Genomic DNA, 23953 nt, shown 5'->3' on the forward strand with positions numbered 1-23953 from the left:
CCACTATTTGATCGGCTGTTTTTCCAGTTTCCGCGCCAGCGTGCGGCGGTGCATCCCCAATTGCCGTGCGGTTTCGGAAATGTTGAAGTTGTTCTCCGCCAGCGTCTGGTTGATCCGCTCCCATTCGAGCGTCTTGATCGAGGTCGGGCGGTTGCCGAGCGGCGTGGCAACGTCACCGCCACCGCCCTCGGCCTTGGCGAAGGCGGCTTCGATGTCGTCGGTGTCGGACGGCTTGGGCAGGTAATTGCTGGCCCCGAGCTTGATCGCCTCCACTGCGGTGGCGATGCTGGCATAGCCGGTCAGCACCACGATCCGGGTGCGTGCATCCTGCGCGTGGATCGCCTGAACGCAGACCAGACCCGACGTGGCACCGAGTTTCAGATCCACCACCGCATAATCGGGGGTGCGCTTGGCGAGCACCGCTTCGACACCGGCCTGATCGGAGGCCAATTCAACGGTGTAGCCACGCCGTTCGAACGAGCGCCCCAGCGTCTTGGCGAGCGCCGCGTCATCCTCGACGATCAACAGGTGCTTCTCGGTCATCGCTCGCCCCATTCCAGCGCCGACAGCGGCAGCGTGATCGTCACCGTGGCACCGCCCTCCGCCCGATTGCGGGCGTCGACCGTGCCGCCGAGCTTGCGCATGGCGTTGACCACGAGAAACAGGCCGAGTCCACTGCCGAGCCGTTCGCGCGTGGAATGATAGGGTTTGCCGAGATTGGCGAGCATTTCGGGGGTGAAACCAGGGCCGGTATCGCGCACCGAAAGCACCAGCGAAGCTCCATCGCGGCTTACGTCGAGCGCGATGGGCTGGCCCGACGCTTCGGCGGCATTGTCGAGCACGTTCCAGATCACCTGTTTCACCGCAGTATCGGCGACGATCGCCATGTCCGCGCCGAAGCGATTGTCATAGACGATCGCTTCCGGCGAATGCTGCACGCGCCATTCGGCGACCACTTCGTCGAAAAAGCGCTTCACGCTGGTGATGGTCGGGTTCTCGCCGCGCGCTTCGCCCGCCGCCAGCAGGATGCCGGTGACGATCGCCTTGCACCGCGCCAGCGCAACCTGCATCTCGCCGATTTCCTCGGCGAAGCTTTCCTGCGCCATCAGTGCCGGGGCGTGACGCCAGTCGTTGACGATCACCGACAGCGAGGCGAGCGGAGTTCCGAGTTCATGCGCGGCACCGGTCGCGAGCAGGCCCATGCGCACGATATGGTCCTCCTCCGCCGCTTGCTGGCGCATCGTCGCGAGGCGGGCGTCGCGCGCGCGCAAATTGCTGTTGATGCGCGTGACGAAGGCGACCAGCAGCACCGCGACCAGCCCGAAGCAGATCAGCGTGCCGATCATATACAGATCGCCCCAGTCGGTTATGAAGCGCGGCGGCAGCGCCAGCGGGACATGCACTTCGGCCAGCAGGACAAAGGCGGCGCTGGTGATCGCCACCAGTACCCAGCTCGACCAGGCCTCCAGCAGCACCGCGCCCATCACCACCTGCAGTAGATAGAGCGAGATGAACGGGTTGGTCGCACCCCCGCTCTGGTACAGCAGCGCGGTCAAGGCCGCGACATCGAGCAGCAGGCTGGCGAACAGCGCGCTGTTGGAATTGGTCACGCGGCGCGACAATTGCGCGAGGCTGACGAGATTGAGCACGACCAGCGCCGCGACCACCGACAGCATCGGCAGCAGCGGGAGCGGAACGCCCATGCCAAAGCGCACGATCAGGATCGTGGCGCATTGCCCGCACACCGCGAGCCAGCGCAGGTTGACAAGCTGCCGCATATTGTCGCGTTCGGTGGTATCGACAGGGGCGGGAATACTCATCCGCGGCGGACGGGACGGAGCAGCAGCGCCGCCGCACCCGCCACCATCGCAGCGAGCGCGAACCATGTCAGCGCATAGACCAGATGGTTGTTGGTGAAATGCACGACCGTCAGGCCTCCCACCGGGGCTGTGGCGGCCGGCCCGGCATCGGCATCGATGAAATAGGGCGCGACATGGTCGAGCCCGCGCGCCGCAGAAATGGCCGAGACGTCGCGCGAATACCAGCGGTTCGTCGCAGCATCATTATAGCGCAGGAACGCGCCCTTCGGTTCCGTCAGCCGCAAAAGCCCGGTGACGGTGGTGGCACCGCCGGGCGGGACCGGGTCGCGCGAGGGCACGAAGCCGCGATTGACGAGAACGGTAAAGCCGCGCTCGGTGACGAGCGGGGTCATCACCCAGAAGCCGGGGCCGCGTTCGGTGACGGCCTGCACCAGTGTCGCGCGATCGTCGCGGAAGCGGCCGGTGACGGTGACGTGACGGTAGCCGTCGCTCGCATCGGTTATGCCGGGCCAGCGGTTGGGGCCGGGGGCGGGGACGGCGGGGGCATGGATGCGCTGTTCGACGCGCGCGATCAGCGCCAGTTTCCAGCTGCGGCGCTCGATTTGCCAGATGCCGAGCGCGATCAGGGCAGCGCAGAGCGCCCCCGCGACGATCAGCAGAAACGCGATCGTCGCAGGGGAACGTCTCATTGCTGGCTCATGGTCTCGGTAACAGCGGCTGGGGCCGGCATCATGTTGGCGTTCATATGGTACATCACCCAGATCGATCCGGCGAGCGTGATGACGATCACGATGACGGTGAACAGCAAGGCGAGGAACGACCAGCCGCCCTCTGCCGTCGTGGTCATGTGCAGGAAGAACACCATGTGCACGACGACCTGGATCGCCGCCATCGCCAGCACGATGACCGCCGTGGTGGTGGTATCGAGCGTGCCGGTCATGACGAGCGCGAAGGGAATCGCGGTCAGGATTACCGACAGGATGAAGCCGATCATATAGCCGCGCAGCGAACCGTGCGGGGCCTCGCCGTGTGCGTGATCGTCATGGCCATGATCGTGGCCATGGGCCGAATTGTGCAGCGTATCGGCGCTCATCCGAGCACTCCCATGAGATAGACGATGGTGAAGACGCCGATCCAGATGACGTCGAGAAAGTGCCAGAACATGCTGAGGCACATCAGGCGACGGCGATTGGCCTGGCCGAGGCCGTGCATGCCGATCTGCGCGACCAGCGTCACCAGCCAGATCAGGCCGACGGTGACGTGCAGACCGTGCGTGCCGACCAGCGTGAAGAAGGACGACAGGAACGCGCTGCGCCACGGACCCGCACCTTCATGGATCAGGTTCGAGAATTCGTAGAGCTCGATGCACAGGAAGGCGAGGCCGAACAGCCCGGTAACGATCAGCCAGCCCTGCACCGCGCGGACGCTGGCGCCGGGGCGCTCCATCGTCAGCATGGCAAAGCCATAGGTCAGCGAGGAGAAGAGCAGCATCGCGGTGTTGAGCGCGACCAGCGGCAGCTCGAACAGCTGCTTGGGGCCTTCGCCGCCGCCATAGCTATGGCCGAGTACGGCATAGCAGGCGAACAGGATGGCGAAGATGAGGCAGTCGCTCATCAGGTACATCCAGAAGCCCAGCATCGTGCTGGCACCCTCGGGATGATGATGCTCTTCGACTTCGTAGAACAGCGGGGTTTCGCCATTCGCGGTCGCTTCGAAGGTCTGCGCGCTCATGCCGAAACTCCTTCGCCGGCGAGAAGGCGGGTGCGTTCATCCTCGGTGCGGACCACATCCTCGACCGGGATGTAGAAGTCGCGCTTGTAGTTGAACGAGTGGCCGATCGCGACGGCGAAGATGCCGACCAGCGAGAGGGCCGCAAGCCACCACATGTACCAGATCATGCCGAAGCCGAGGGCGACGCTGAGACCCGCCAGGATAACGCCGGCGCCGGTGTTCTTGGGCATGTGGATCTTGCGGAAGCCGGTGGTCGGGCGGACATAGCCGCGCCGCTTCATGTCCCACCACGCGTCATTGTCATAGACGACGGGCGTGAAGGCGAAGTTGTAGTCCGGCGGCGGCGACGAGGTCGACCATTCGAGCGTGCGGCCATCCCAGGGATCGCCGGTCACGTCGCGCAGCGCCTCGCGGTTGCGGAAGCTGACGTAGAACTGGACGAACATCGCGCCCGTGCCAGCCAGGATCAGCAGCGCGCCGAAGCCCGCGACCAGGAAGTAAGGCTGCAGCGAGGCATCGTCGAACTGGCTGAGGCGACGCGTCACGCCCATCAGGCCGAGCGCATAGACTGGCGCGAAGGCGAACCAGAAGCCCAGTACCCACAGCCAGAACTGGCGCTTGCCCCAGACGCGGTCGAGCTTGAAACCGAACGCCTTGGGCCACCAGTAATTGATGCCTGCGAACATCCCGAACACCACGCCACCGATGATGACGTTGTGGAAGTGGGCGACGAGGAACAGCGAGTTGTGCAGCACGAAATCGGCCGGGGGCACGGCGAGCAGAACGCCGGTCATGCCGCCGATGACGAAGGTGAGCATGAACGCGACCGTCCACATCATCGGCAGCTCATAGCGGATGCGGCCGTGATACATGGTGAACAGCCAGTTGAAGATCTTCGCGCCCGTCGGGATCGAGATGATCATCGTGGTGATCGCGAAGAATGAGTTGACGCTCGCGCCCGAACCCATGGTGAAGAAGTGGTGCAGCCAGACGAGATAGGCGAGGATCGTGATGACGATCGTCGCATAGACCATCGAGGTATAGCCGAACAGGCGCTTGCTGGCGAAGGTGGCGACCACTTCCGAGAACACGCCGAAAGCGGGCAGGATGAGGATGTACACTTCCGGGTGGCCCCAGATCCAGATGAGGTTGACGTACATCATCGGGTTGCCGCCGAGGCCGTTCGTGAAGAACTGCATGCCGACATAGCGGTCGAGCGACAGCAGTGCGAGCACGGCGGTCAGCACCGGGAAAGCGGCGACGATCAGGGTGTTGGTGCACAGCGACGTCCACACGAACACCGGCATCTTCATCAGCGTCATGCCCGGCGCGCGCATCTTGACGATGGTCGCGATCAGGTTGACGCCCGACAGCAGCGTGCCGACACCGGCAATCTGCAAGCCCCAGATATAGTAATCGACCCCCACGTCCGGGCTGGCGGCGATGCCCGACAGCGGCGGCATGGCGAGCCAGCCAGTGCGCGCATAGTTGCCGACGAACAGCGAGATCATGGTGATCACCGCGCCCGCCGTCGTCATCCAGAAGCTGAAATTGTTGAGATAGGGGAAGGACACGTCGCGCGCGCCGATCTGCAGCGGCACGACGAAGTTCATCAGGCCCGCCACCAGCGGCATCGCCACGAAGAAGATCATGATCACGCCGTGCGCGGTGAAGATCTGGTTGTAATGGTCGGGCGGCAGGTAGCCGGGGTTGCCGTTAAAGGCCATCGCCTGCTGCGCGCGCATCATCAGCGCATCGGAGAAGCCACGCACGAACATCACCAATCCGAGGATGATGTACATGATGCCGATCTTCTTGTGGTCGACGCTGGTGAACCAGTCGCGCCACAACATGCCCCATGCCTTGTAATAGGTGATGACCGCGAGCAGCGCGAGGCCACCAACGGCGGTGCCGGCAAAGGCGACGAGCACGGGGATTTCATGCAGCGGCAACGCATCGAGCGTCAGGCGGCCGAAGATCGGGCTGATCGACGGCGACGAAAGGGGAAGGGGGGACGTCATGTCAGAAAGTCCTTCGGTCGCCGGCGGTCGCCGGGACGTCTGTTGCGCGTGTGCCGGGCATTGGCAGCCCTGCACCGGTCAGGCGTGCGCCAGGTTGCGTGGTGGCGGGGATCGGAGCCGATGCCGCCATTGGCATCGCCATCGTCTGGGTGGGGCGGCCAGCGGCGACATGGGCGTGATGTTCAACGGCATCGGCCTGCATCATCGCGCTCATGCAGGTCTCGCCCGGCGCGACGCAGCGATTGGCGGCGGCGTCGAACAGGCCCGGGGTGACGCTGGCGAAGCGCATGACCGGCGTATTGGCGCTGGGCTTGGCCAGACCGAGATACCCCTGTCGGTCGAGCTTGCCGCCGCCTGCACGGACGCGCGCGACCCATTGGTCAAACGCACCTTCCGACACCGCATGGAAGCGGAAATGCATGCCCGAAAAGCCGTCGCCGCTGAAATTGGACGAGAAGCCCGTATAATTGCCGGGATGGTTGATGACCGCGTTCAGCTTGGTCGTCATGCCGGGCATCGCGTAGATCTGGCCGACCAGCGCCGGAATATAGAAGGCGTTCATCACGTTGGAGGCGGTGAGATCGAACTGGAGCGGCCGATCGACCGGTGCGGCCAGCTCGTTGACGGTGGCGATGCCGTAATCGGGGTAGATGAACAGCCACTTCCAATCGAGCGCGACAACCTGAACCCGCACCGGCTTGGCCGTGGCAGCGACGGCGCGACCCGCATCGAGGCGACCGATCGGACGATAGGGATCGAGCAGATGCGTGCTGGTCCAGGTCACCGCGCCCAGGCAGATGATGATCAGCAGCGGGGCCGCCCAGATCACCAGTTCCAGCGCGGTGGAATGGTGCCATTCCGGCGAATAGGGCGCGTCCTTATTGGTTGCGCGATAGCGCCAGGCGAACAACGCGATCAGCGCCATCACCGGAACGATGATGAGCAACATCAGCACCGTCGAGAAAATCACGAGGTTGCCTTGCTGCACTGCAAGATCGCCCGCCGGGTCCAGCACGACGGCGCTGCACCCACCGAGCAAGGCAGGCGCGAGCAGCGCCAAGGGGCGGAGTAAGGGGGTTCGGGTCATGCGGGCGCAGATACGCGGGGGACAGGGGGCCTCCCATTGGACACTTTGTCCAATCCCCGCTGCAGTGCAGCACGCTTAGAGGGGGCGTTCGGCGATCATGCCGGGAGTTCGAACACCGATGACTGCAGCCACCACGCCAACCTCGCGCGCGATCGAAGCCGATGCCGGCCGAATCAATGCCGAGCACGGCGAAATCACCTCGGGCGAGATTGCGATTGGCGTCGTCATTGGCCGCACGTCGGAGTTTTTCGACTTCTTCGTCTATGCGATCGCCTCGGTGCTGGTGTTTCCGACGCTGGTCTTCCCCTATGTCGACCGTCTGACGGGGACGCTCTATTCCTTCGCGCTGTTCGCGCTCGCCTTTGTGGCACGCCCGATCGGGTCGTTCCTGTTCCTCGCGATCGACCGCGCCTTTGGGCGCGGCACGAAGCTGACCATCGCCTTGTTCCTGCTCGGCGGGTCGACCGTGGCGATCGGCTTCCTGCCCGGCTACGCGCAGGTCGGCGTTTATGCTGCGATCCTGCTCGGCCTGTTCCGCATCGGCCAGGGCGTTGCGCTCGGCGGCGCGTGGGACGGTTTGCCCTCGCTGCTGGCGCTCAACGTGCCAGAGAATCGGCGTGGCTGGTATGCGATGATCCCGCAGCTTGGCGCGCCGCTGGGCCTTATGGTGGCGGCGGCGCTGTTTGCCTATCTGACAAGCAGCCTGTCGGCGGCGGACTTCCTCGACTGGGGCTGGCGTTATCCGTTCTTCGTCGCGTTCGCGATCAACGTCGTGGCGCTGTTCGCGCGGCTGCGTATCGTCAGCACCGCTGCCTATCAGGAAATGTTCGAAAGCCGCGCGCTGCAACCGGCTCCGGTGCTGGAAACGGTGCGCGGGCAGGGGCGCACGATCGTGATCGGCGCGTTCGCGCCGCTGGCGAGCTTCGCGCTGTTCCACATGGTCTCGGTATTCCCGTTGTCCTGGGTGTTTCTCTACACCAGCGGCGGCCCCGAGCGCTTCCTGGTGATCGAAGTGCTGGGCGGCGTGATCGGCGTGCTTGCGATCGTCGCCTCAGGCTATCTGGCGGATCGGTTCGGGCGGCGCTCGCTGCTTGGGGCATCGGCGGTGGCGATCGCGGTGTTCTCCGGGTTCGCGCCGCAATTGCTGGGCGCGGGCGAGATTGGCGAAGTGCTGTTCATGGCGCTCGGCTTTGTCTTGCTCGGCGTGTCGTTTGGCCAATCGTCGGGCGCAGTGGCAGCCAATTTCTCGGGCGATTTCAGGTACACTGGCGCAGCGTTGACGTCGGATCTGGCGTGGCTGGTCGGTGCCGGTTTTGCGCCGCTGGTCGGCCTGTTCCTGTCGTCGCACTTCGGGCTGGCAGCAGCCGGTGGCTATCTGCTGTCGGGCGCACTCGCGACGCTGGCGGCCTTGTGGTTGAACAAGGAACTGGCGGGTCGGGCCTGAGCTCCGGTCCGGGCATCGCCCGGAGCACCCCGACATTCTTAAGCGCCACTTCCGTTACCCGGAACGCGAACCGTCCTATAATAGAACAGAATCGCTTCGAGGGAAATACCGGGTTTCCAACCTAAGGGGTTGCCCTCAATTCGGTCGATCGCTCGCCCTTGCTAGATCGTGATCGTTCGCTGCGGGTTCGTGGCGATCGCGTTCGGGGGGAGAAGTACGCGTGGATCTGAGCGACCATCAAGCCATGTCAACCTATAGCAATGCCGGTGTCAGCCAGGGGCATCGATACCGCATCAGCATTGCCGTCGATGTGATCAATGCCCGGGCTTTGTGGAACGCGGCCTTGAGCCGGGGCTTGATGGCTCCGGGCGCGACGTTCGAAGACGTGGTCGATACGATTGGCCCCTGTGACGATCCCGCGATCGCCGATTGTCTGGCGATGCTCGCCTTGCCGGCCGATTTGAAGGGCTGCTCGGTCGAAGATTTCGCGATCGATCCTGCCTTGCCGCGCGGCGTGATCGAATCATCGCTTCCTTGGACAGGGCTGTCCGCAGCCCGCTAGATCTCACACAGCAAAAAACGCGCTCAGGAATAAGCGCGTTGTTCATTTTCAACAAAATTTTTCAGATAACTGTACCGAACGGGTGAGATCTGCCGGAGTCATTGGGGAGCTGACCGGGCAGATCTCTCTTTTAATATAGTATATATTCAACCTTCTTCAAATATAATTTACAGCTTATTTTACTCAATTGGTTGTCGCCGCAACGCCGATCAATTTATCCGTGGTGTAGGCCGCGCCGTTTACCTTGAGCGTCAACGCGCCGTTTGCTGAGCTAACTTCCTGTACAGTGCCTTGCGCATGAATGGTAACCGGCACGGAATTGCCCGCCGCGTCGCTTGCCGTGAGCGCCAGGGTGTAGCTGCCTGCGGGGGCGGTCGATCCATCGGGAAGGGTGCCATCCCACGCCATTGTGCCTTGCGCGTTGGGCGTCATCGTACTGGTCATGACGACCTTTCCCGACGCATCGGTGATCGAAGACGTCAGCGTGGAAACGGGACGGGCCGCAGAATAGCTCCACGCCGCGGGCGTTCCGGCGGCCAGGCCGGCGACATCCGAATTGAGGGTCACACTGCGTCCGATCATGCCGGATGCCTGGGTCAGGCCCTGGTTGCTCAGGTTGCTGAGAATCGAGTTCAGCGTCGTGTTCTGCTGCACCGATTGCTCGACCTGCGAATATTGCACGAGCTGCTGGGTATATTGCGAGGTGTCCATCGGGCTCAGCGGGTCCTGATTCTGCATCTGCGTGGTGAGCAGCTTCAGGAACATGTTGAAGTCGGCTTTGATTCCCGTCGTCGGCGCGGCGGTGCTCGCGGTCGTAGCGGCGCTCGGGGTGGTGGTGCCAGTGGCGGTCGTCGTGGTCATCGCTGTGGTGCCTTATGCTAGAAAGTCGACACGTCCGCTGGTGCGCAGCGGCTGATAGGAATCGGGGATCGGAGTGGTCGGGGAATCGGTCGGTTGTCCGCGCTGGGCGAACGCGGCGAAGGGCGATTGTTGGCGCGACCCCGCCGGTTGGCCATCGGCCCCGCGCCCCTGAAAGGTAAGGCTGCCCGAGTCCGAGCGGACCCCCGCCTGATCGAGCGCGCGCGACAGATCGGTGCTGTCCCGGCGGAGCAGGTCGAGCGCGGCGGGATTGTCGGCGCGCAGCGTGGCGCGCAGGCTGCCGTCCTCAAACGCGATCTTGACCTCGATCCGGCCGAGGCTGGCGGGGCTGAGGTGCAGCGTCATCTCGTCCCCACCCGCGCCGATGCGATGCGCGATTGCGACGCCGGTCTCGCGACCGATCCGGCCCGGTTGGGCGGATATCAGGGTGCGGGGGCCGGGGGCGGCGATTGGGTTGCGGGCGGCTCCGGGCGCAGCGGTGACCATCGCCGCCGCAGCCGCGCTGGGGGCCATGCCTTGCGGAGCGTCGCCGTTGCGCACGGTTTGCGGCGCATCGGGGGCGAGCGCCGGAGGTGTCGGCTGCGTCGGGGTCGGGGCGCTGGCGGTCGCCGGGCTTTGTGGCGCGCCGAGCCCGGCATCGTTTGGCTGGACGATCGCGGAAATGTTCCCGTCCGGCGCGGCGGCGGCGGCGACCCCTGTTGGAGCGGGCCCGGTGGCGTTTTGCACGGTGGCTTGCGGCGCTGCCGGGGGCGCAAGCCCGCTGAGACTATCCGCCGCCATCGCTTGCGGATGGACCGAGGACAGTAGGGTGCCGTCGCGCGCAGGCGGCGTCTCCCCGTCGGCGTCGGCAGGATCACGTCGCGCGTGCACCGTCGGGCGGTCCGCTGGTGCGACGGGGCGTCTTGCGGGTAGCCCGGTCGCAGCGATTGCCTGCGGCTGAACGATCGCGGAATTACTCCCGTCCTGCGCGGTGGCGGTAGCTGCCGGAGCGGGGACTGCGGTGGCTTGTACAGTGGCTTGCGGCGCTGTCGGGGGCGCAATCCCGCTGAGACTATCCGCCGCCATCGCTTGTGGATGTACCGGGGACAGTAGGGTGCCGTCGCGTGCAGGCAGCGTCTCCGCGTTGACGTCGGCGGGATCGCGTCGCGCGTGCACCGGCGGGCCGTCCGCTGGTGTCGCGGCAGGTCCTGCGGGCGGCTCGACCGCAGCGACAGGCTGTGGCGATGTCTCGGCAACGGGCCCGGATGGTGGCGCTGCGGGCGCTGCTGGCGACGCCTCGACCGGAACGGGGGCAATCGGACGTTGCGCTGACGGCGGTGCGGTGTCCTGCGTTTTCGGCAATGTCGCTGATGCAGCGATGGCCGATTTCAGGTCCGTGTCCTGCGTGAACCGGCGCTGCGCTCCGTCGGTCTGCCCGCTGGACGCGGCCGAGGCGGCGGGAGGGGCAGTTACGGTCGGTGCGGCACTGGCAGCCGTCGACGATGCAAGCATCGCCGGTGCGGTGGCGGCCGGGATTGAGCCTTGCGCGGCCACATCAACGGGTGCCACCGGTACGGCGGATGCCTCCACACCTGCGACGGTGGCCGCTGGCACCGGCATTGGGTCGGGTGAAGCGGGCATGGCAGGCACGATTGTCGCTGCTGGGGGCACCGGTGCGGGAGCCGTTGCCATCTCCCGGTCCAGCGCCGCATCGTCCGCCACGCTGCCCTTGGCTTTGCTTGCCCGTGGGGGCGCAGCGGTTGCGTTGGTCGCTGGTGGGGAAGGTGTCCGCGCGTCGCCCGGCGCTGTTGTCGGTGCCGGTTGTAATGCGAGTGTCGCCTGCGCAACCATGCTCGGGGCGGCTGAGGGCATGGGGGTAGCGGTGCGCGCGAGGTCGATTGCGGGGCTCGCTTCGGCCATTGTTGGCCCAGGTGGCGACGATGGTGTTGCGTCGGGAAGACGGACTTCCCCGCTGGATACGGCAGGTGCCGGTGCGGGCGGGGCGGTGCGCAGCGTGCGCGAAGCCGCTGCGGGGGCCGAAAGACCGGCGGCAGCGGTGACGACGGGCGGATTGACTTCCGGCGCGGCGGATGTGGCGACGCTCGTCGCGGCGGGGGCAGCCGCAACGTTCGAGGGAGCGGGATTCGCTGCGATCGTATTACTGGATGTGTTTGCCGGCACCGCCGCGGTGATGTCTGGCGCGTCCGGGATGGACAGGGGCGGTTCTGGTAGCGGCGCGGTGGCCACGACGCCATCGGCAGCGCTCCCCGGCGAAGAGGGAAGGGCGGCCGTCGTCCCTGTCCGGACAGCGGGCAAAGCGTCGGGTCCGGGCCCGGCGACAAGAATATCGGATGCCGACGCACCGAAGGGTGGCGCTGCGGGCGCTGTAGACACACCGGCCGTCACCGGCGGTGCCGCGTCGGGCGTGGGCACGCCGATAGCCAGCGCGGCAGGAGCGGGGGGTACGGTCGCTTCCCCCTTTGCTACCGGCAGGATCGGAGCGGTGGTGGTGATGGTGCCCGGGGTTGGCGCACCGTCTGCGGTTAGCGCTGGCGCGCTGCCGATCGTGCCGGTTAGCGACAGCGCGGAAGTCGCCTGAGTTGCGGTGGGCTCGCCAGTGGTCAGTATCGTTGCGGGAGCACGACCGAGCATGGCCAGCGTAGCGAACGCCATTGCGTTGGTATCGCCGGTCGTGGAGACCAGCGGCAGTGCTGGGACGGCGGATGCGACAGGTGGCGTGGCGAGCGAAATGACATCGCCCAGCGTTGCGGCAAAACCCTGCGCTACGACGTTGGGGCGACCGATCGCGCCGGGTAACCCGGCCATTCCGCTTCCAACGATCTGCATGCAGTCCCTTTCACGGCGAGCCCGTCCTACCATTATAGGCGGGTCGCAGCCGGACCGTGCTCAACTGACCGTGCCAAGCGCACGAATACGGGCGCGGGCATGAATTTCGTTCTGCGACAGCACCACAGTGGAGGGTCGCACCCGCTCGATGATCGAGCGGACGAAGGGGCGCACGCTCGGGTTGGTGAGCAGACACGGAATCTCGCCGCTCTCGGCCAGGCGATCATAGGTTTCGCGCACGGCCGATACGAAACCCTGCAGCGTTGAGGGGGCCATAGCGAGCTGGCGGTCGTCGCCGGTGCCGACGATGCTGTCGGCAAAGGCGGTGTCCCATTCGGGCGACAAGGTCACCACCGGAATGGCGTTGTCGCGGGTTTGCGCCACCGAAATCTGGCGGGCGAGACGCGAGCGGACATGTTCCGTCAGCATCGTCAGGTTGCTGGTCGAAGGGGATGCCTCGGCAATGCCTTCCAGAATGGTCGGGATGTCGCGGATCGAAATCCCTTCCGACAGCAAATTCTGCAGGATGCGCTGCACGCTCGACACCGAGACCTTGGACGGCACGATGTCGGCGACCAGCTTGGCCGCGTCCTTGTGGATGTCGCCCAGCAGCTTCTGCGTTTCGGTATAAGACAGCAGGTCGGCGATATTGTCCTTCACCAGCTCGGTCAGGTGCGTGGTGATGATCGTGCCGCAATCAACCACGGTCAGGCCGCGGAAGCCCGCTTCCTCGCGCAACTCGCGGTCGATCCACAAAGCGGGCAGGTTGAACACTGGCTCGCGCGTTGGCTCGCCGGGCAGGCCGGGAGCGCCGCCGCCGGGGTTGATCAGCAGCAATTTGTCGAGCCGTACCTCGCCACGCGCGGCTTCGCTCTCCTTGATGTAGATGACATATTCGCTCGCCCCGAGCGCCATATTGTCGATGATGCGCACGGCGGGCAGCACAAAGCCGTAATCGGTCGCCATCTGACGGCGCAGCGCGCGGACCTGATCGTCGAGGCGGGGTTCGCGCGTCGCATCGTTGATGATCGGCAGCAATGCATAGCCGATTTCGATGCGCAGCGAATCGATCGCCAGCGTCTGCGCGATCGGCTCCTCAACGATCTTGACCGTCGCGGCCTCGGTCGCTTCGGCCAGTCGCTCGGCATTGGCGGTGGCGATTGCCTTGCGGCTCATGCTCCAGGCAAGCCAGCCCGACAGACCGGCAAAACCGGCGAACGGCACGAAGGGCAGGCCCGGCATCAGCGCCAGCGCGCCCATCAGGAACGCGACCATGCCAAACGCCTTGGGGAAGCGGCCGAGCTGTTCGCCCAGCGCATTGCCGGTCTTGCCGCGCGCGCTGCCCTTGGACACCAGCATGCCCGCCGCAACCGACACGATCAGCGCCGGAATCTGGCTGACGAGGCCATCGCCCGCAGTCAGCACGGTATAGGTGCGGAACGCCTCTGCAACGGGCACGCCGTGTGAGAACACGCCAATGCCGAGCCCGACGATGATGTTGATTCCGGTGATCAGCAGGCTGGCGACGGCATCGCCCTTCACGAATTTCGAGGCACCGTCCATCGAGCCGTAAAAGCCGCTTTCGGCTTCGACTTCGGCGCGGCGTTCCTTGGCTTGCTCTTCCGAAATCATGCCCGCCGACAGATCGGCGTCGATCGCCATCTGCTTGCCGGGCATGGCGTCCAGGCTGAAGCGCGCCGCCACTTCGGCGATGCGGCCCGCACCCTTGGTGATGACGACGAAATTGATGACGATCAGGATCGCGAAGATGGTCAGGCCGATGATCGTTTCGCCGCCCATCAGGAATTCGCCGAACGCGCCGATCACGCCACCCGCCGCCTGCGGCCCTTCATGTCCGTGCCCCAGGATCAATCGGGTCGAGGCGAGGTTGAGGCCGAGCCGCAGCATCGTCGCGATCAGCAGGATCGTCGGGAAAGCCGAGAGTTGCAGCGGCTTTTCGATGAACAGCGAAGTCATCAGGATCATCACCGACAAGGTGATCGACAAAGCGAGACCGATGTCGAGCAGCCATGCCGGGATCGGCAGGATGAGCATGCCGATGATCGCGATGACGCCGAATGCCAGCGCGAGATCGCGCCCGGCACCGATCCGTTCGAGCAGGCGGGTAATGGGCAGGGGCAGCACAGCGTTCACGGAGCGGGCGACACGGCGATACCGGCCTCAATGAAGGTCTTCAGCTTGTTGCGCATCGTCCGCACCGAAATGCCGAGGATGCCCGAGGCCGAGGTGCGGTTGCCGTGGCAGCGCTGCAGCGTTTGCAGGATCAGTTCGCGCTCGACCTCTTCGACCGTGCGGCCGACCAATCCTTCGATTTCGAGGCGGCCTTCGCTGGCGGCATGGTCCTGCGCGAGCTGCGACCCATCGACCAGGACGATGTCGCGCGCCTCGATCCGGGGCCCGCGCGCGATCAGCACGGCGCGGTGGATGGCGTCTTCGAGTTCGCTGACATTGCCGGGCCAGCCATAGGCCTGCAATACCCCTTCCGCCGCTTCGCTGAGCGGGCGCGGGGACAGGCCGTCGGCGTCCGCGAGGCGGTGGGCAAAATGCCGTGCGAGCAGCGCGATATCGCCACGCCGCGCCCGCAGCGGCGGCATTTCGATCCGGGCGAGGCCGAGCCGCGCGAGCAGGTCGGCGCGGAATGCCCCCGCCGCGACGCGTTGCTGCAGGTCGATCGTGGAGGTCGCGAGAACGCGCGCCTGCACCGCCACCGCGTGGTTGCCACCGACGCGCCGGATGTGATGTTCCTGCAGCGCCGACAGCAAGCGCGCCTGCGTTCCCGGCGACAGGGCACCAACCTCGCGCAGCAGGATCGTGCCGCTGCCGGCCTTTTCGAAGCGGCCGATGCGCAGCCCGAGCGCTCCGGCAAAGGCACCTTCCTCATGCCCGAACAGTTCCGAATCGACGATTTCGGGCGCGACGCCTGCACATTCCACTACCAGGATCGGGCCGAGCCGCCCCGATGCCTCATGGATGGCGCGGGCCATCAAGCCCTTGCCCGTGCCGGTTTCGCCGACCAGCAGTACGGGCGACGCGCTTCGCGCCACCGCCAGCGCAAGGTTGCGCGCCCGCGCAAGATCGGGTGCGTCGCCGAGGATTTCGATCGACCCCCGTGTGACGACCGAGGCGATGGCCGCGGCGATCAGCGCGCGTTCGGGCGGCAAAGGCAGATAGTCGCGCGCGCCTGCGCGAATGGCCGCCACCGCTTGCTGCGCCGAGGCATTAATGCCGCACGCGATGACGGGGACGGCGAAGCGTTCGTCGCGCAGGTGCTGCAAGAAACCGCGAACGTCGGCATCGACGTCGATCATCACCAGGTCGCCGCCGTTCATCCGCAACAGCGCGATCGCCTGGGGGGCATCGTCCGCCATCGTCACGTCCGCCCCCGCCGCGCGTGCCAGATCGGCGGCGAGGCGAAATTCCGAGCCGGGGGCCCCGACGAGCAGCAATCGTACCGCCGGTGTCATACCCTTCATCGTTCGCCCCGCACGATTTCGGTCAGCGTCACGCCGAGCGAACCGTCGATCAGCACGACTTCGCCACGCGCGATCAGACGGTTGTTGACGAAGATGTCGACCGGCTCCCCGACGCGACGGTCCAGTTCGACCACCGTGCCGACGACGAGTTGCAGCAATTTGCCCACCGGCATGCGCGACCGGCCGAGGACGGCCTGCACCTTGACCGGAACGTCATAGACCGCTTCCAGCCCTTCGGCGGGGCTGCCGCCAGCCGCAGGGCGAATGGGCTCGTCGGCGAAATCGGCGATGAAAGGTTGTTCGGTCTGCGCCGGCGAGTCGATCGCAACCAGCGAGGGTTCGGAATCCATGGGCTGTTCCATCTTATGAGTTCATCCATTGCCGGATTACGGAGGCGGATTCGGGCGGGCTTTCGGCGATCGTCGTGCCGATGCGCTTGAGTGCCGAAAGTTTGATGCGGCCATCGACCTGGGCGAGCGCGATTTCCTGGTCGAGCAGATGCTGCTCGCCGCCGAGCGCGGCGATTTGCTGCATCGCGTCGGGGTCGCCATCGGCGGCGCGCGCGGCGAGCGCCAGGCGCTCGGGATCGCTGCCGAGTTGCGGCGTCTGCTCGGCCATTGCGACGGGTTCAGGTGTCGGTTTGGGGAGCAGCATGCGCAGGACGATGATGCCGACCACCGCGATCACCAGCAGTTCGATCAGCGAGAAGACCTTGTCCATCGGCAGCAGCGACAGCAACCCGCTCTTGTTTTCGGCCAGTGCGTCGCCGGCGGTGAAGGGCATGCTCTCGACGACGACGCTGTCACCGCGCTTGGTGTCGATTCCCGCCGCATTCTCGACGATGCGGGTCAGCCGCTGAATCTGCGCGGCGGGCAGGCCCTTGGGGCCGCCATCGACCATGACCGCGATCGACAAGCGCTTGATCTGGCCGGGGACGCGCACCGTCACCGTGTGCGTGCTGCTATTTTCATAGGTGGTGTCTTCGGAATTTTGCGTGCTGGCCGTCTTGCGCGAGGTGCCGCTTCCCGTAGCCGGGCTGGCCTGCGCATCGGGCAATTGCCCCGCAACCGAAGCTTGCGGCGTCGTTGCGTTGTTCTCGGCATTCTGGTCGCCGGATTCGACCGTGGTCTGATGGCCGATGACCTGCTTGTCGGGGTCGAAGGCGGTGGTCTCCTCGCGCGTCTGGTCGCGGTCGATCAGCGCGGAAACCTCGGCGCGGACCTTGCCCATGCCGACGATCGGGGCGAGCAGCGATTCGATTTCGTCGCGCAATTTCGCTTCGGTGGCGGTCTGGCGCTCATCGGCTTCGGCTCCGCCCGCCGACCCGGCGTCACCGGCGCGGGCCAGCAGGGCTCCCGTCTGGTCGACCACCGACACCGCTTCGGGCGCGAGCTCGGGCACCGAGGAGGCGACCAGATAGCGGATCGAGGCGACCGCTTCGGAGGACAGGCGTCCCTTGGTCTTGACCGTGACGGCGGCGGTCGATTTGCGGGTTTCGGTCGCGAACATCGCACGCTCGGGCATGACGATGTGGACGCGCGCCTTGGACACGCCGTCGAGGCTTTCGATCGACTTGCCCAATTCGCCTTCGATCGCGCGTGTCTCGTTCAGTTTTGCGCGCGAGGCGGACACGCCGAAGCTCTGTTCGTTGTCGAGCACGTCATAGCCGATCTTGCCGCCAAGATGGTCGCCCGCCATCGCCATGCGCAATTCCGCCAGCTTGTCCTGCGGCGCGAGGATCGAGGTGCCGTCGGCAGACAGCCGATAGTCGACGCCCTTTGCCTTCAGCTTCTCGGTGATCGATTGCGCGGCGGCAGGATCGAGATCGGTGAACAAAAAGCCCATCGAGGAGGTCGACCCGCCTCGTGTCGCCACGAACGCGAGCGCCGCCAATACCGCGAGCGCCACACCGGCCATTACGGCAAGCCGTCTTACGCCCAATTGCGAAAAGAGAGTGCGCGCTGCGTCCAAAGTGTGTCCCGATCCTGACCGTCGGGGCGAGCCCCCATGACTATCTTATAGGATGGAGACGGGCGGCAATTTCTGCCGGGCGGAAAAAATTGCCGTGTGGCGAGATCAGGCGCTGGGTAGTGGGGGCAGCAGCGGGGCGAGTTCGCTCTCCACGGCCGCCCGTCGCGCGGCCTTTTCGAGCAGCAAGCCGCCTTGCTCCCAATCGATCAAGGCGTCGCCGGGTGCCAGCGTGGCATCCGGTACGACGCCGACGTGGAGTTTGCGCCGGTCGGCGGCCTGACGCTGGGCGATGCGCTGCTCGACCGCCTCGACCAGATCGGGGTGGACGCGGACCTGCAACTCGGTGCCGCGCGCGACTTGTTGCAGCACGCGCCCGATTCCCTCGTCGATCAGCCCCGCAGGATCGCAGGCGAGCGCGCGGCCCGCAATCGCCTCCGCAGCCGCCAGCGCAACTTCGGTCGCGTCGGCAACGATGCGGCGCGTGGTATCGGCAAAGCGCGCGTCGAGCGCGTCGAGCGCGCCGTGCATCGCGTCGATGGCGCACAGCAACGCAGCGTCGCGTTCGGTGCGCGCCTGGGCAAGCCCCGCCTCGAAGGCATCCGCGCGCGCGATCGACAAGGCGCTTTCGTGATCGGCGTTGCGCGCGTCCAGTTCGGCACGCAGCGCCGCCTGATCGAGCATCGAATCGGGCATGTCGAACGGCGTCGGGCCCATCTCGGTAAAGACGCGGTCGAAGGCGAAGCGCTGGACGGTTTGAAAACTCATTTGCCTGTCTCCGTCACACGATCATCATATCGTCGCTCTTGGGATCGACGAGCGTGATTTCGCCGGCATCGGCCAGGGTCTTTGCGAGCCGCACGAGCGACGACTGGGCTTCCTCGCAATCGCGGGCGCGGACCGGGCCCATGCCGGCCATGTCCTCGCGCAGCAACTTGGCGGCGCGTTCGGTCATGGTGCTGAAGAACAGCTTCTTCATTTCCTCCGGGGCACCCTTCAGCGCCAGTGCCATTTCGCGCTTGTCGGCATTGCGCACGACCACGCCGATCGCGGCGGGCAACAGATTGCCCAGATCCTCGAACGTGAACATCAGGGCGCGAATGCGGATGGCGGATTCGGGCACGCGCTCGTCGAGCGCCGCCAGCATCTTTTCTTCGGTCGCGCGGTCGAGCGCGTTGAACATGTCGGCCATTGCCTCATGCGGATCGCGCTTGTTGGAGCGCGACAGATTGGCCATGAATTCGGTGCGCAGCGTCTGCTCGATTTCGAGGATGACTTCCTTCTGCACCGTCTCCATCCGCAACATGCGCATGATGACATCGACGGCGAATTCACTGGGCAATTCGGACAGCACGCGCGCGGCATGTTCGGAACGCAGCTTCGACAGGATCACCGCGACCGTCTGCGGATATTCGTGTCGTAGCCCCTGGGCGAGCACGGTTTCGCTGACATTCGACAGCTTGTCCCACATCGTCCGGCCAGAGGGCCCGCGAATATCCTCCATGATGTCCTTGACGCGCTCGCCGGGCAGGATGCCCGAGAGCAGCCGCTCGGTCGATTCGTAGGAGCCGTGCAGCGAGGCCATGCTGGCGACCTCGCCGCTGAAATGCACGAGCAGATATTCGACCACGACGGCGGGGATGCGGCCGAGGCCCGCGATCGTCGCCGACAGTTCCTTGATTTCGTCGACCGAAAGCTGTTCCCAGATCGGCGCACCGTGTTCTTTCCCGAGCGCGAGCATCAAGGCCGCAGCTCGCTGCTGACCGGTGAATCGCTTCATTTCAGGCGGTTCGCCCATCTGCGCCATCATGTTCACCAATTTTCCCCAGAAAATTCGCCGAAAGCACGGCCTTCGAGCGTCTCTCCCTGCTATTATAGGAAGAGTCTTATAGGGATGACGGAGATGTCGGCGGATTTATCGGGGAGCTTGATCGGGCTGAGCCTTATGACGGGCAGCAATTCGTTCGCGGATTTCAGCGCCTCCAACAGCAGCGCCCCCACGATCGAATCCAAAGCCGTGCGCGTCGCCAAGGCGCAGTTTACGACTGCGCCAACGACGCCGCCGTGGAAGGAAACGCCGACGACGCTACCGGTGTCGGCGCAAGTGTCCGCGATCAAGGCGATGACGACGATCATCGACAAGCCCGCGACGGGCCCGTCTGCGCTGCCGAGCGACGTGCAAACCAGCTTTACGACCTATAAGGCGCTCGATCGCTTGCGTCTGCTCGCCGAAACTGCGGCCGCGACCACCAGCAACGCCGCGCAGCGCGCGACGTTGCAGACGACCTTCGCCAAAGGCCTGACGGATTTGCAGAGCTTTTTGGCGCACGCCCCCAACGGGATCCTGGACCTCTCGCTCGCTCAGCCTGCGCGCAGCGCGACGAGCGTCGGAATTCCGTCCCCCGATGCGTACACGGTGAAGGGGCCGGAGGTGGCGGCAAGCCGGTCGGACGCGTTGCCGGGAATGACCGGGCAGGAGCAACTCAAGATCACGCTGTCCAAGCCGGGGGCGAGCGACACGCTGACGGTGGATTTGTCGCAGGGGCCGCAACCGCCGACGCTGGATTCGGTCTCGGATGCGCTCAACGCCGCGATTTCCGCGCTGCCGCGCCTCAATTCCGATGGCAGTCTGCAGCTGGACGACAAGGGGATGCAGCAGCAAAAGTGGGTGGCGCACTTCACGCCCGAACGCGGGACCGAAAAATGGGGCCTGACGCTCAACGCGCCCAACGGGGCCGACCGGGTGACGATCGACCAGATCAACGCCAAGCCCGCGCTGCTCGTCGCGACCGGTGAGAGCGGGCCGGTCCCGCTCGCCGCCGGGCAGACGGCGGTTGCCGGTCAGCCGACCGCCACCACACCGACCGCGACGCAGATCTTCCGCTTCGCCGATCCTGCCGGTGCGATGGCGCAAAAGTCGGTGGCGACGCTGAGCGCGCTCGACCGTGTTGCCACCGAACAAGCAAAGATCGCCGGCAAGACGACCAGTTCGACGACAACCTTCAAGACCGATTACAATGGCAAGGCGGTGGCGACCACCACCAAGAACACCGCCGTACAGGCCAATACCGATGCCGCAGCGATGGCGACCGATGCGCAGGGCAATACCTATGTGGTCGGCACGACGCGGGGCGATCTGGGGTCGGAACGCTCCAACGGTTCGGACACGCTGTTCCTGACCAAGCTCGACGGCGCGGGCAAGGTCGTGTGGGAACGGGGGCTTGGCGCGGCCGGGGCCTCCACCGGGGCGGCGGTCAGCGTTGCTGCCAATGGCGATGTCGTGGTGGCGGGCACCGTCACGGGCAGCCTCGACGGGGTGAAGCATGATGGCGACATGTTCGTCGCGCGCTACAGCACGCTGGGCGATGAAGCGTTTACGACGGTCGTGGCGGGCACTGGCAATGATGTCGCCAAAGCGCTTGCCATCGGGAATGATGGTTCGGTCTTCGTCGGGGGCAAGAGCGCGACGGGGGGCGGCGACGCCTTTGTCGCGCGGATCGACTCGACGGGCCACGTTGCCGATCGTCGCGCGATCGATTCGGGTGGAAGCGAATCGATCACGGCGCTGGCGATCGGCAGCGACGGCAATGTGCTGGCGCTGATGAACAACAATGGCACCGCACAAGTGCGCAAACTCGACGCTGGTGCCTTGTCCAACGATCTGGCGACGCTTGATCTGGGCACGGCGGATGCGCGCGCGCTGGCGGTGGGAAGCGACGGCACGGTCGCGGTCGGCGGTTCCGCGAGCGCCGCGCTTTCCGGCACTCAGGTCAATGCGACATCGGGCGGACGCGATGGTTTTGTCGCTCGCATCGACGGTGCCCTCGGCGGTGCGGCGGTCACCTATGTCGGCAGCGCGCAGGACGATCAGATCGACAGTGTCGCCTTTCTCGATGGTGCGATTTATGCCGGCGGGCGGACGTCAGGCACGATCGGCGCAGCGCGCTCGGGCACGGTTGATGGTTTTGTCAGCCGGATCGATGGCGCGACGGGTGCGATCGCCAGCACCACCCAATTCGGTCAAAGCGGGCAGACGACGCAGCCGGTGCGGCTGGCGGTGGCGGCGACCGGGGACAATAGCCTGGGGGCGATCGGCTTCGGCACGGGGACGATCAACCCCGAAGTCTCGGCCAAATTGGTGACCCAGACCGCGCTGCGCGTGGGCGACAGTTTTTCGATCAGTATCGATGGCGGCACGGCCAAGAAGATCACCATCACCGCCGACGACACGATGCAGACGCTGTCGGACCGGATCGGCAAGCTGACCGGCAGCAAGGGCAGCACCAGCACCCCGCGGATCAGCGGCATGAAGAGCCTGCGCATCGATGCCGCCGCCGGTCATTCGATCGAACTCATTCCTGGCACCGGGGATCGCGATGCCCTGTCCAAGCTCGGGATCGCACCGCAGCGGATCGAGACGCCGGTGCCCGTGGCGGCGAATGCGCCGACCGTGCGGCCGGGCGGTGCCTATGGACTGGATCTCAGTACATCGCTGACCTTGGCGACCCCCGCAGACGCCAAGGCGGCATTGGGCAAGATCAAGTCGGCATTGTCGATGACGCAAACCGCGTATCGCTCGCTCTATTGGGACGATACCAAGGCGTCGATCGTCGACAACACGAAGAAGGCGGGCGGTGGCACGGTGAGTGCCTATCAACAGGCGCAACTGGCGGGTTACCAATCTGCCCTCGCGCGTTTGAGCTCGTCGACTTCGGACACGAGCAATAGCGGTTCCCTCGTATCCCTGTTCGGAGGCTAAGCCATGGCCGTTCCCGCGATCCTGTCGGGCATCCGCGCCGAAATGAAGCATCTGGCCGATCGCCAGCGGGTCATTTCGCAAAATATCGCCAATTCCGAAACGCCGGGCTTCAAGGCCCGCGATGTCGCGGCACCCAATTTTTCGGCGCTGCTGGCGGCGCAGGGCGGCGGCGCGGGCGGTGCGCCGGGTATCGCCGTGCCCACCGTGCAATTGACCCCGAGCATGGCGGCGCTCGGCGCGCGCGCGCCGATGGGCGCATCGTCGATCCTCGATACCGATGTGAGCGAGACCAAGCCCGACGGCAACAACGTCACGCTGGAAGATCAATTGCTGAAGATGGGGCAGATCCAGGCCGATTTCGCGGCAATGACCAACATCTATCGCAAACAGCTATCCATGCTGAAGACGGCGATCGGCCATGGCGGGTAAGGCGATGGCCTTATAGCGGCGGTGAATCCGCAGCCGGAGCCGCGCGGGCCACATGCACCGCCATCCCGGTGGCAGCGGCCGCTGCAACAAAGGCGTGGGGCGGCTGGGCCTCGGTCACCAGATCGGCAACATCGGCAAAGTCGGCCACTCGCGTCGTCCCCTTGCGCCCGAATTTGGTCGAATCCGCCAGAACGACGATCCGGCGCGCACGCTCGAGCAAGGCGCGCTTGAAGGTGGCCTCGTCGGGTTCGAAGTCGAGGAAGCCGCGCTCCGCATCAATCGCGCCCATGGAAAAAATCGTCAGATCGGGAACGAAGCCGCCACAATAAGCGATCGCCTCCGGCCCGAATGCGGCGCGATAATCGTGATTGATGACGCCGCCCGCGACGAACAGGCGCTGTTTCGGACGGCCGAGCACTTCGCTCGCAACGTCGATACTGTTGGTGATGATGGTGAGGTCCGGCACCCGCGCCAGGGCGCGAACCAGCCAGAAGCAGGTAGTGCCCGAATCGACCAGGAGGGTCATGCCGGGTTCGACCAGTTCTGCCGCAGCCTGCCCGATCTGCTGTTTGGCTTCGGCTTGTTCGCGAAAGCGCAAGCGATAGGGCGCTTCGAAATCGGCATCCGGTGTGCGCACGCCGCCATGCACCTTCAGCACGCGACCGGTTTGCTCCAACTGGCGGATATCGCGGCGGATCGTTTCTTCCGAACAGTCAAAGCGCGCGGCCAGCTCGGCGATCGACAGGCTGGAGCGCGCCTCGAGCAATTTTAGGATCGCTGCGATCCGCGAACTCTGGATGACGCGCAGCCCCGGAGCATCGTCGAGTGGTGAGAACGGTGTCTGCATGGCGCGATCATATCGCGGCTGTCACACAATGAAAACTCACATTTATCCACATAAAAACCGCCACAAAACCACAAAATGTCACATAC

At 65.4% G+C, this 23953-nt stretch carries 20 protein-coding genes; 4 read left to right on the plus strand and 16 right to left on the minus strand.

Annotation, left to right across the window (positions count from 1 at the left end):
* Positions 1–3: 3 nt before the first annotated feature.
* From ACP7BL_RS07870 to cyoA, 7 genes are read right to left on the minus strand one after another with little or no spacing between them, the layout of a single operon-like run.
* Positions 4–543: a response regulator transcription factor gene (locus ACP7BL_RS07870; RefSeq protein WP_033967350.1), complete on the minus strand. Its 540-nt coding sequence runs from the start codon at positions 541–543 to the stop codon at positions 4–6.
* A complete protein-coding gene (locus tag ACP7BL_RS07875; RefSeq protein WP_426258032.1) occupies positions 540–1820 on the minus strand; it encodes an ATP-binding protein in 1281 nt (426 codons plus the stop codon). The genes ACP7BL_RS07870 and ACP7BL_RS07875 overlap by 4 nt, the downstream gene beginning before the upstream one ends.
* Complete coding sequence (locus tag ACP7BL_RS07880) at positions 1817–2509, minus strand: SURF1 family protein (RefSeq protein ID WP_137902833.1); 693 nt, start codon at positions 2507–2509, stop codon at positions 1817–1819. Before ACP7BL_RS07880 ends, ACP7BL_RS07875 begins: the two co-directional genes overlap by 4 nt.
* Positions 2506–2913 (minus strand): cytochrome o ubiquinol oxidase subunit IV, encoded by a 408-nt coding sequence (gene cyoD, locus ACP7BL_RS07885; protein ID WP_033967352.1) that lies wholly within the window; start codon positions 2911–2913, stop codon positions 2506–2508. Before cyoD ends, ACP7BL_RS07880 begins: the two co-directional genes overlap by 4 nt.
* Positions 2910–3551, minus strand: coding sequence for a cytochrome o ubiquinol oxidase subunit III (cyoC, locus tag ACP7BL_RS07890; protein WP_126848177.1), 642 nt, complete (start codon positions 3549–3551; stop codon positions 2910–2912). The genes cyoD and cyoC overlap by 4 nt, the downstream gene beginning before the upstream one ends.
* Positions 3548–5572 carry a cytochrome o ubiquinol oxidase subunit I gene (gene cyoB / locus ACP7BL_RS07895; RefSeq protein ID WP_426258033.1) on the minus strand — a complete coding sequence of 675 codons (2025 nt, stop codon included), beginning with the start codon at positions 5570–5572 and terminating at the stop codon, positions 3548–3550. Before cyoB ends, cyoC begins: the two co-directional genes overlap by 4 nt.
* Before the next feature lies 1 nt (position 5573).
* A complete protein-coding gene (gene cyoA, locus ACP7BL_RS07900) occupies positions 5574–6659 on the minus strand; it encodes a ubiquinol oxidase subunit II (RefSeq protein WP_426258034.1) in 1086 nt (361 codons plus the stop codon).
* A gap of 118 nt (positions 6660–6777) precedes the next feature.
* On the opposite strand from cyoA, the gene ACP7BL_RS07905 reads away from it, so the two are divergent.
* Both ACP7BL_RS07905 and ACP7BL_RS07910 read left to right on the plus strand, forming a co-directional pair.
* Positions 6778–8103 (plus strand): MFS transporter, encoded by a 1326-nt coding sequence (locus ACP7BL_RS07905; protein WP_341203913.1) that lies wholly within the window; start codon positions 6778–6780, stop codon positions 8101–8103.
* Between the two features lie 220 nt (positions 8104–8323).
* On the plus strand, positions 8324–8665 hold the full coding sequence (locus tag ACP7BL_RS07910) for a hypothetical protein (RefSeq protein WP_052192563.1): 342 nt from the start codon (positions 8324–8326) through the stop codon (positions 8663–8665).
* A gap of 183 nt (positions 8666–8848) precedes the next feature.
* On the opposite strand, the gene ACP7BL_RS07915 is transcribed toward ACP7BL_RS07910, so the two are convergent.
* The 8 genes from ACP7BL_RS07915 to ACP7BL_RS07950 all read right to left on the minus strand — a co-directional run bounded on the left by ACP7BL_RS07915 (position 8849) and on the right by ACP7BL_RS07950 (position 19642).
* Positions 8849–9526 (minus strand): flagellar hook assembly protein FlgD, encoded by a 678-nt coding sequence (locus ACP7BL_RS07915; RefSeq protein WP_426258035.1) that lies wholly within the window; start codon positions 9524–9526, stop codon positions 8849–8851.
* A gap of 12 nt (positions 9527–9538) precedes the next feature.
* A complete protein-coding gene (locus ACP7BL_RS07920) occupies positions 9539–12370 on the minus strand; it encodes a flagellar hook-length control protein FliK (RefSeq protein ID WP_426258036.1) in 2832 nt (943 codons plus the stop codon).
* Between the two features lie 60 nt (positions 12371–12430).
* Positions 12431–14515, minus strand: coding sequence for a flagellar biosynthesis protein FlhA (gene flhA, locus ACP7BL_RS07925; RefSeq protein ID WP_426258238.1), 2085 nt, complete (start codon positions 14513–14515; stop codon positions 12431–12433).
* Positions 14516–14520: 5 nt separating this feature from the next.
* Entirely contained in the window at positions 14521–15864 is a 1344-nt protein-coding gene (locus ACP7BL_RS07930; RefSeq protein ID WP_426258037.1) for a sigma-54-dependent transcriptional regulator, read from the minus strand.
* Positions 15861–16214 (minus strand): flagellar motor switch protein FliN, encoded by a 354-nt coding sequence (fliN, locus tag ACP7BL_RS07935; RefSeq protein WP_033966249.1) that lies wholly within the window; start codon positions 16212–16214, stop codon positions 15861–15863. The genes ACP7BL_RS07930 and fliN overlap by 4 nt, the downstream gene beginning before the upstream one ends.
* 13 nt (positions 16215–16227) lie before the next feature.
* Entirely contained in the window at positions 16228–17781 is a 1554-nt protein-coding gene (fliF, locus tag ACP7BL_RS07940; RefSeq protein ID WP_426258038.1) for a flagellar basal-body MS-ring/collar protein FliF, read from the minus strand.
* A gap of 159 nt (positions 17782–17940) precedes the next feature.
* Positions 17941–18600, minus strand: a complete 660-nt coding sequence (locus ACP7BL_RS07945; protein WP_126848163.1) for a FliH/SctL family protein — start codon at positions 18598–18600, stop codon at positions 17941–17943.
* A 13-nt stretch (positions 18601–18613) separates the two neighbouring features.
* Positions 18614–19642: a flagellar motor switch protein FliG gene (locus ACP7BL_RS07950; RefSeq protein ID WP_033966234.1), complete on the minus strand. Its 1029-nt coding sequence runs from the start codon at positions 19640–19642 to the stop codon at positions 18614–18616.
* Positions 19643–19726: 84 nt separating this feature from the next.
* On the opposite strand from ACP7BL_RS07950, the gene ACP7BL_RS07955 reads away from it, so the two are divergent.
* Both ACP7BL_RS07955 and ACP7BL_RS07960 read left to right on the plus strand, forming a co-directional pair.
* On the plus strand, positions 19727–22591 hold the full coding sequence (locus tag ACP7BL_RS07955; protein WP_426258039.1) for a hypothetical protein: 2865 nt from the start codon (positions 19727–19729) through the stop codon (positions 22589–22591).
* 3 nt (positions 22592–22594) lie between these two features.
* The gene (locus ACP7BL_RS07960; protein ID WP_033966233.1) at positions 22595–23020 is read left to right on the plus strand and encodes a flagellar basal body protein; all 426 of its coding nucleotides are present in this window, start codon (positions 22595–22597) and stop codon (positions 23018–23020) included.
* A gap of 10 nt (positions 23021–23030) precedes the next feature.
* On the opposite strand, the gene ACP7BL_RS07965 is transcribed toward ACP7BL_RS07960, so the two are convergent.
* Entirely contained in the window at positions 23031–23867 is an 837-nt protein-coding gene (locus ACP7BL_RS07965; RefSeq protein ID WP_033966232.1) for a DeoR/GlpR family DNA-binding transcription regulator, read from the minus strand.
* Positions 23868–23953: the final 86 nt, after the last annotated feature.

It is taken from the genome of Sphingomonas sp. DC1600-2, from assembly GCF_049897605.1.
Lineage (GTDB): Bacteria > Pseudomonadota > Alphaproteobacteria > Sphingomonadales > Sphingomonadaceae > Sphingomonas.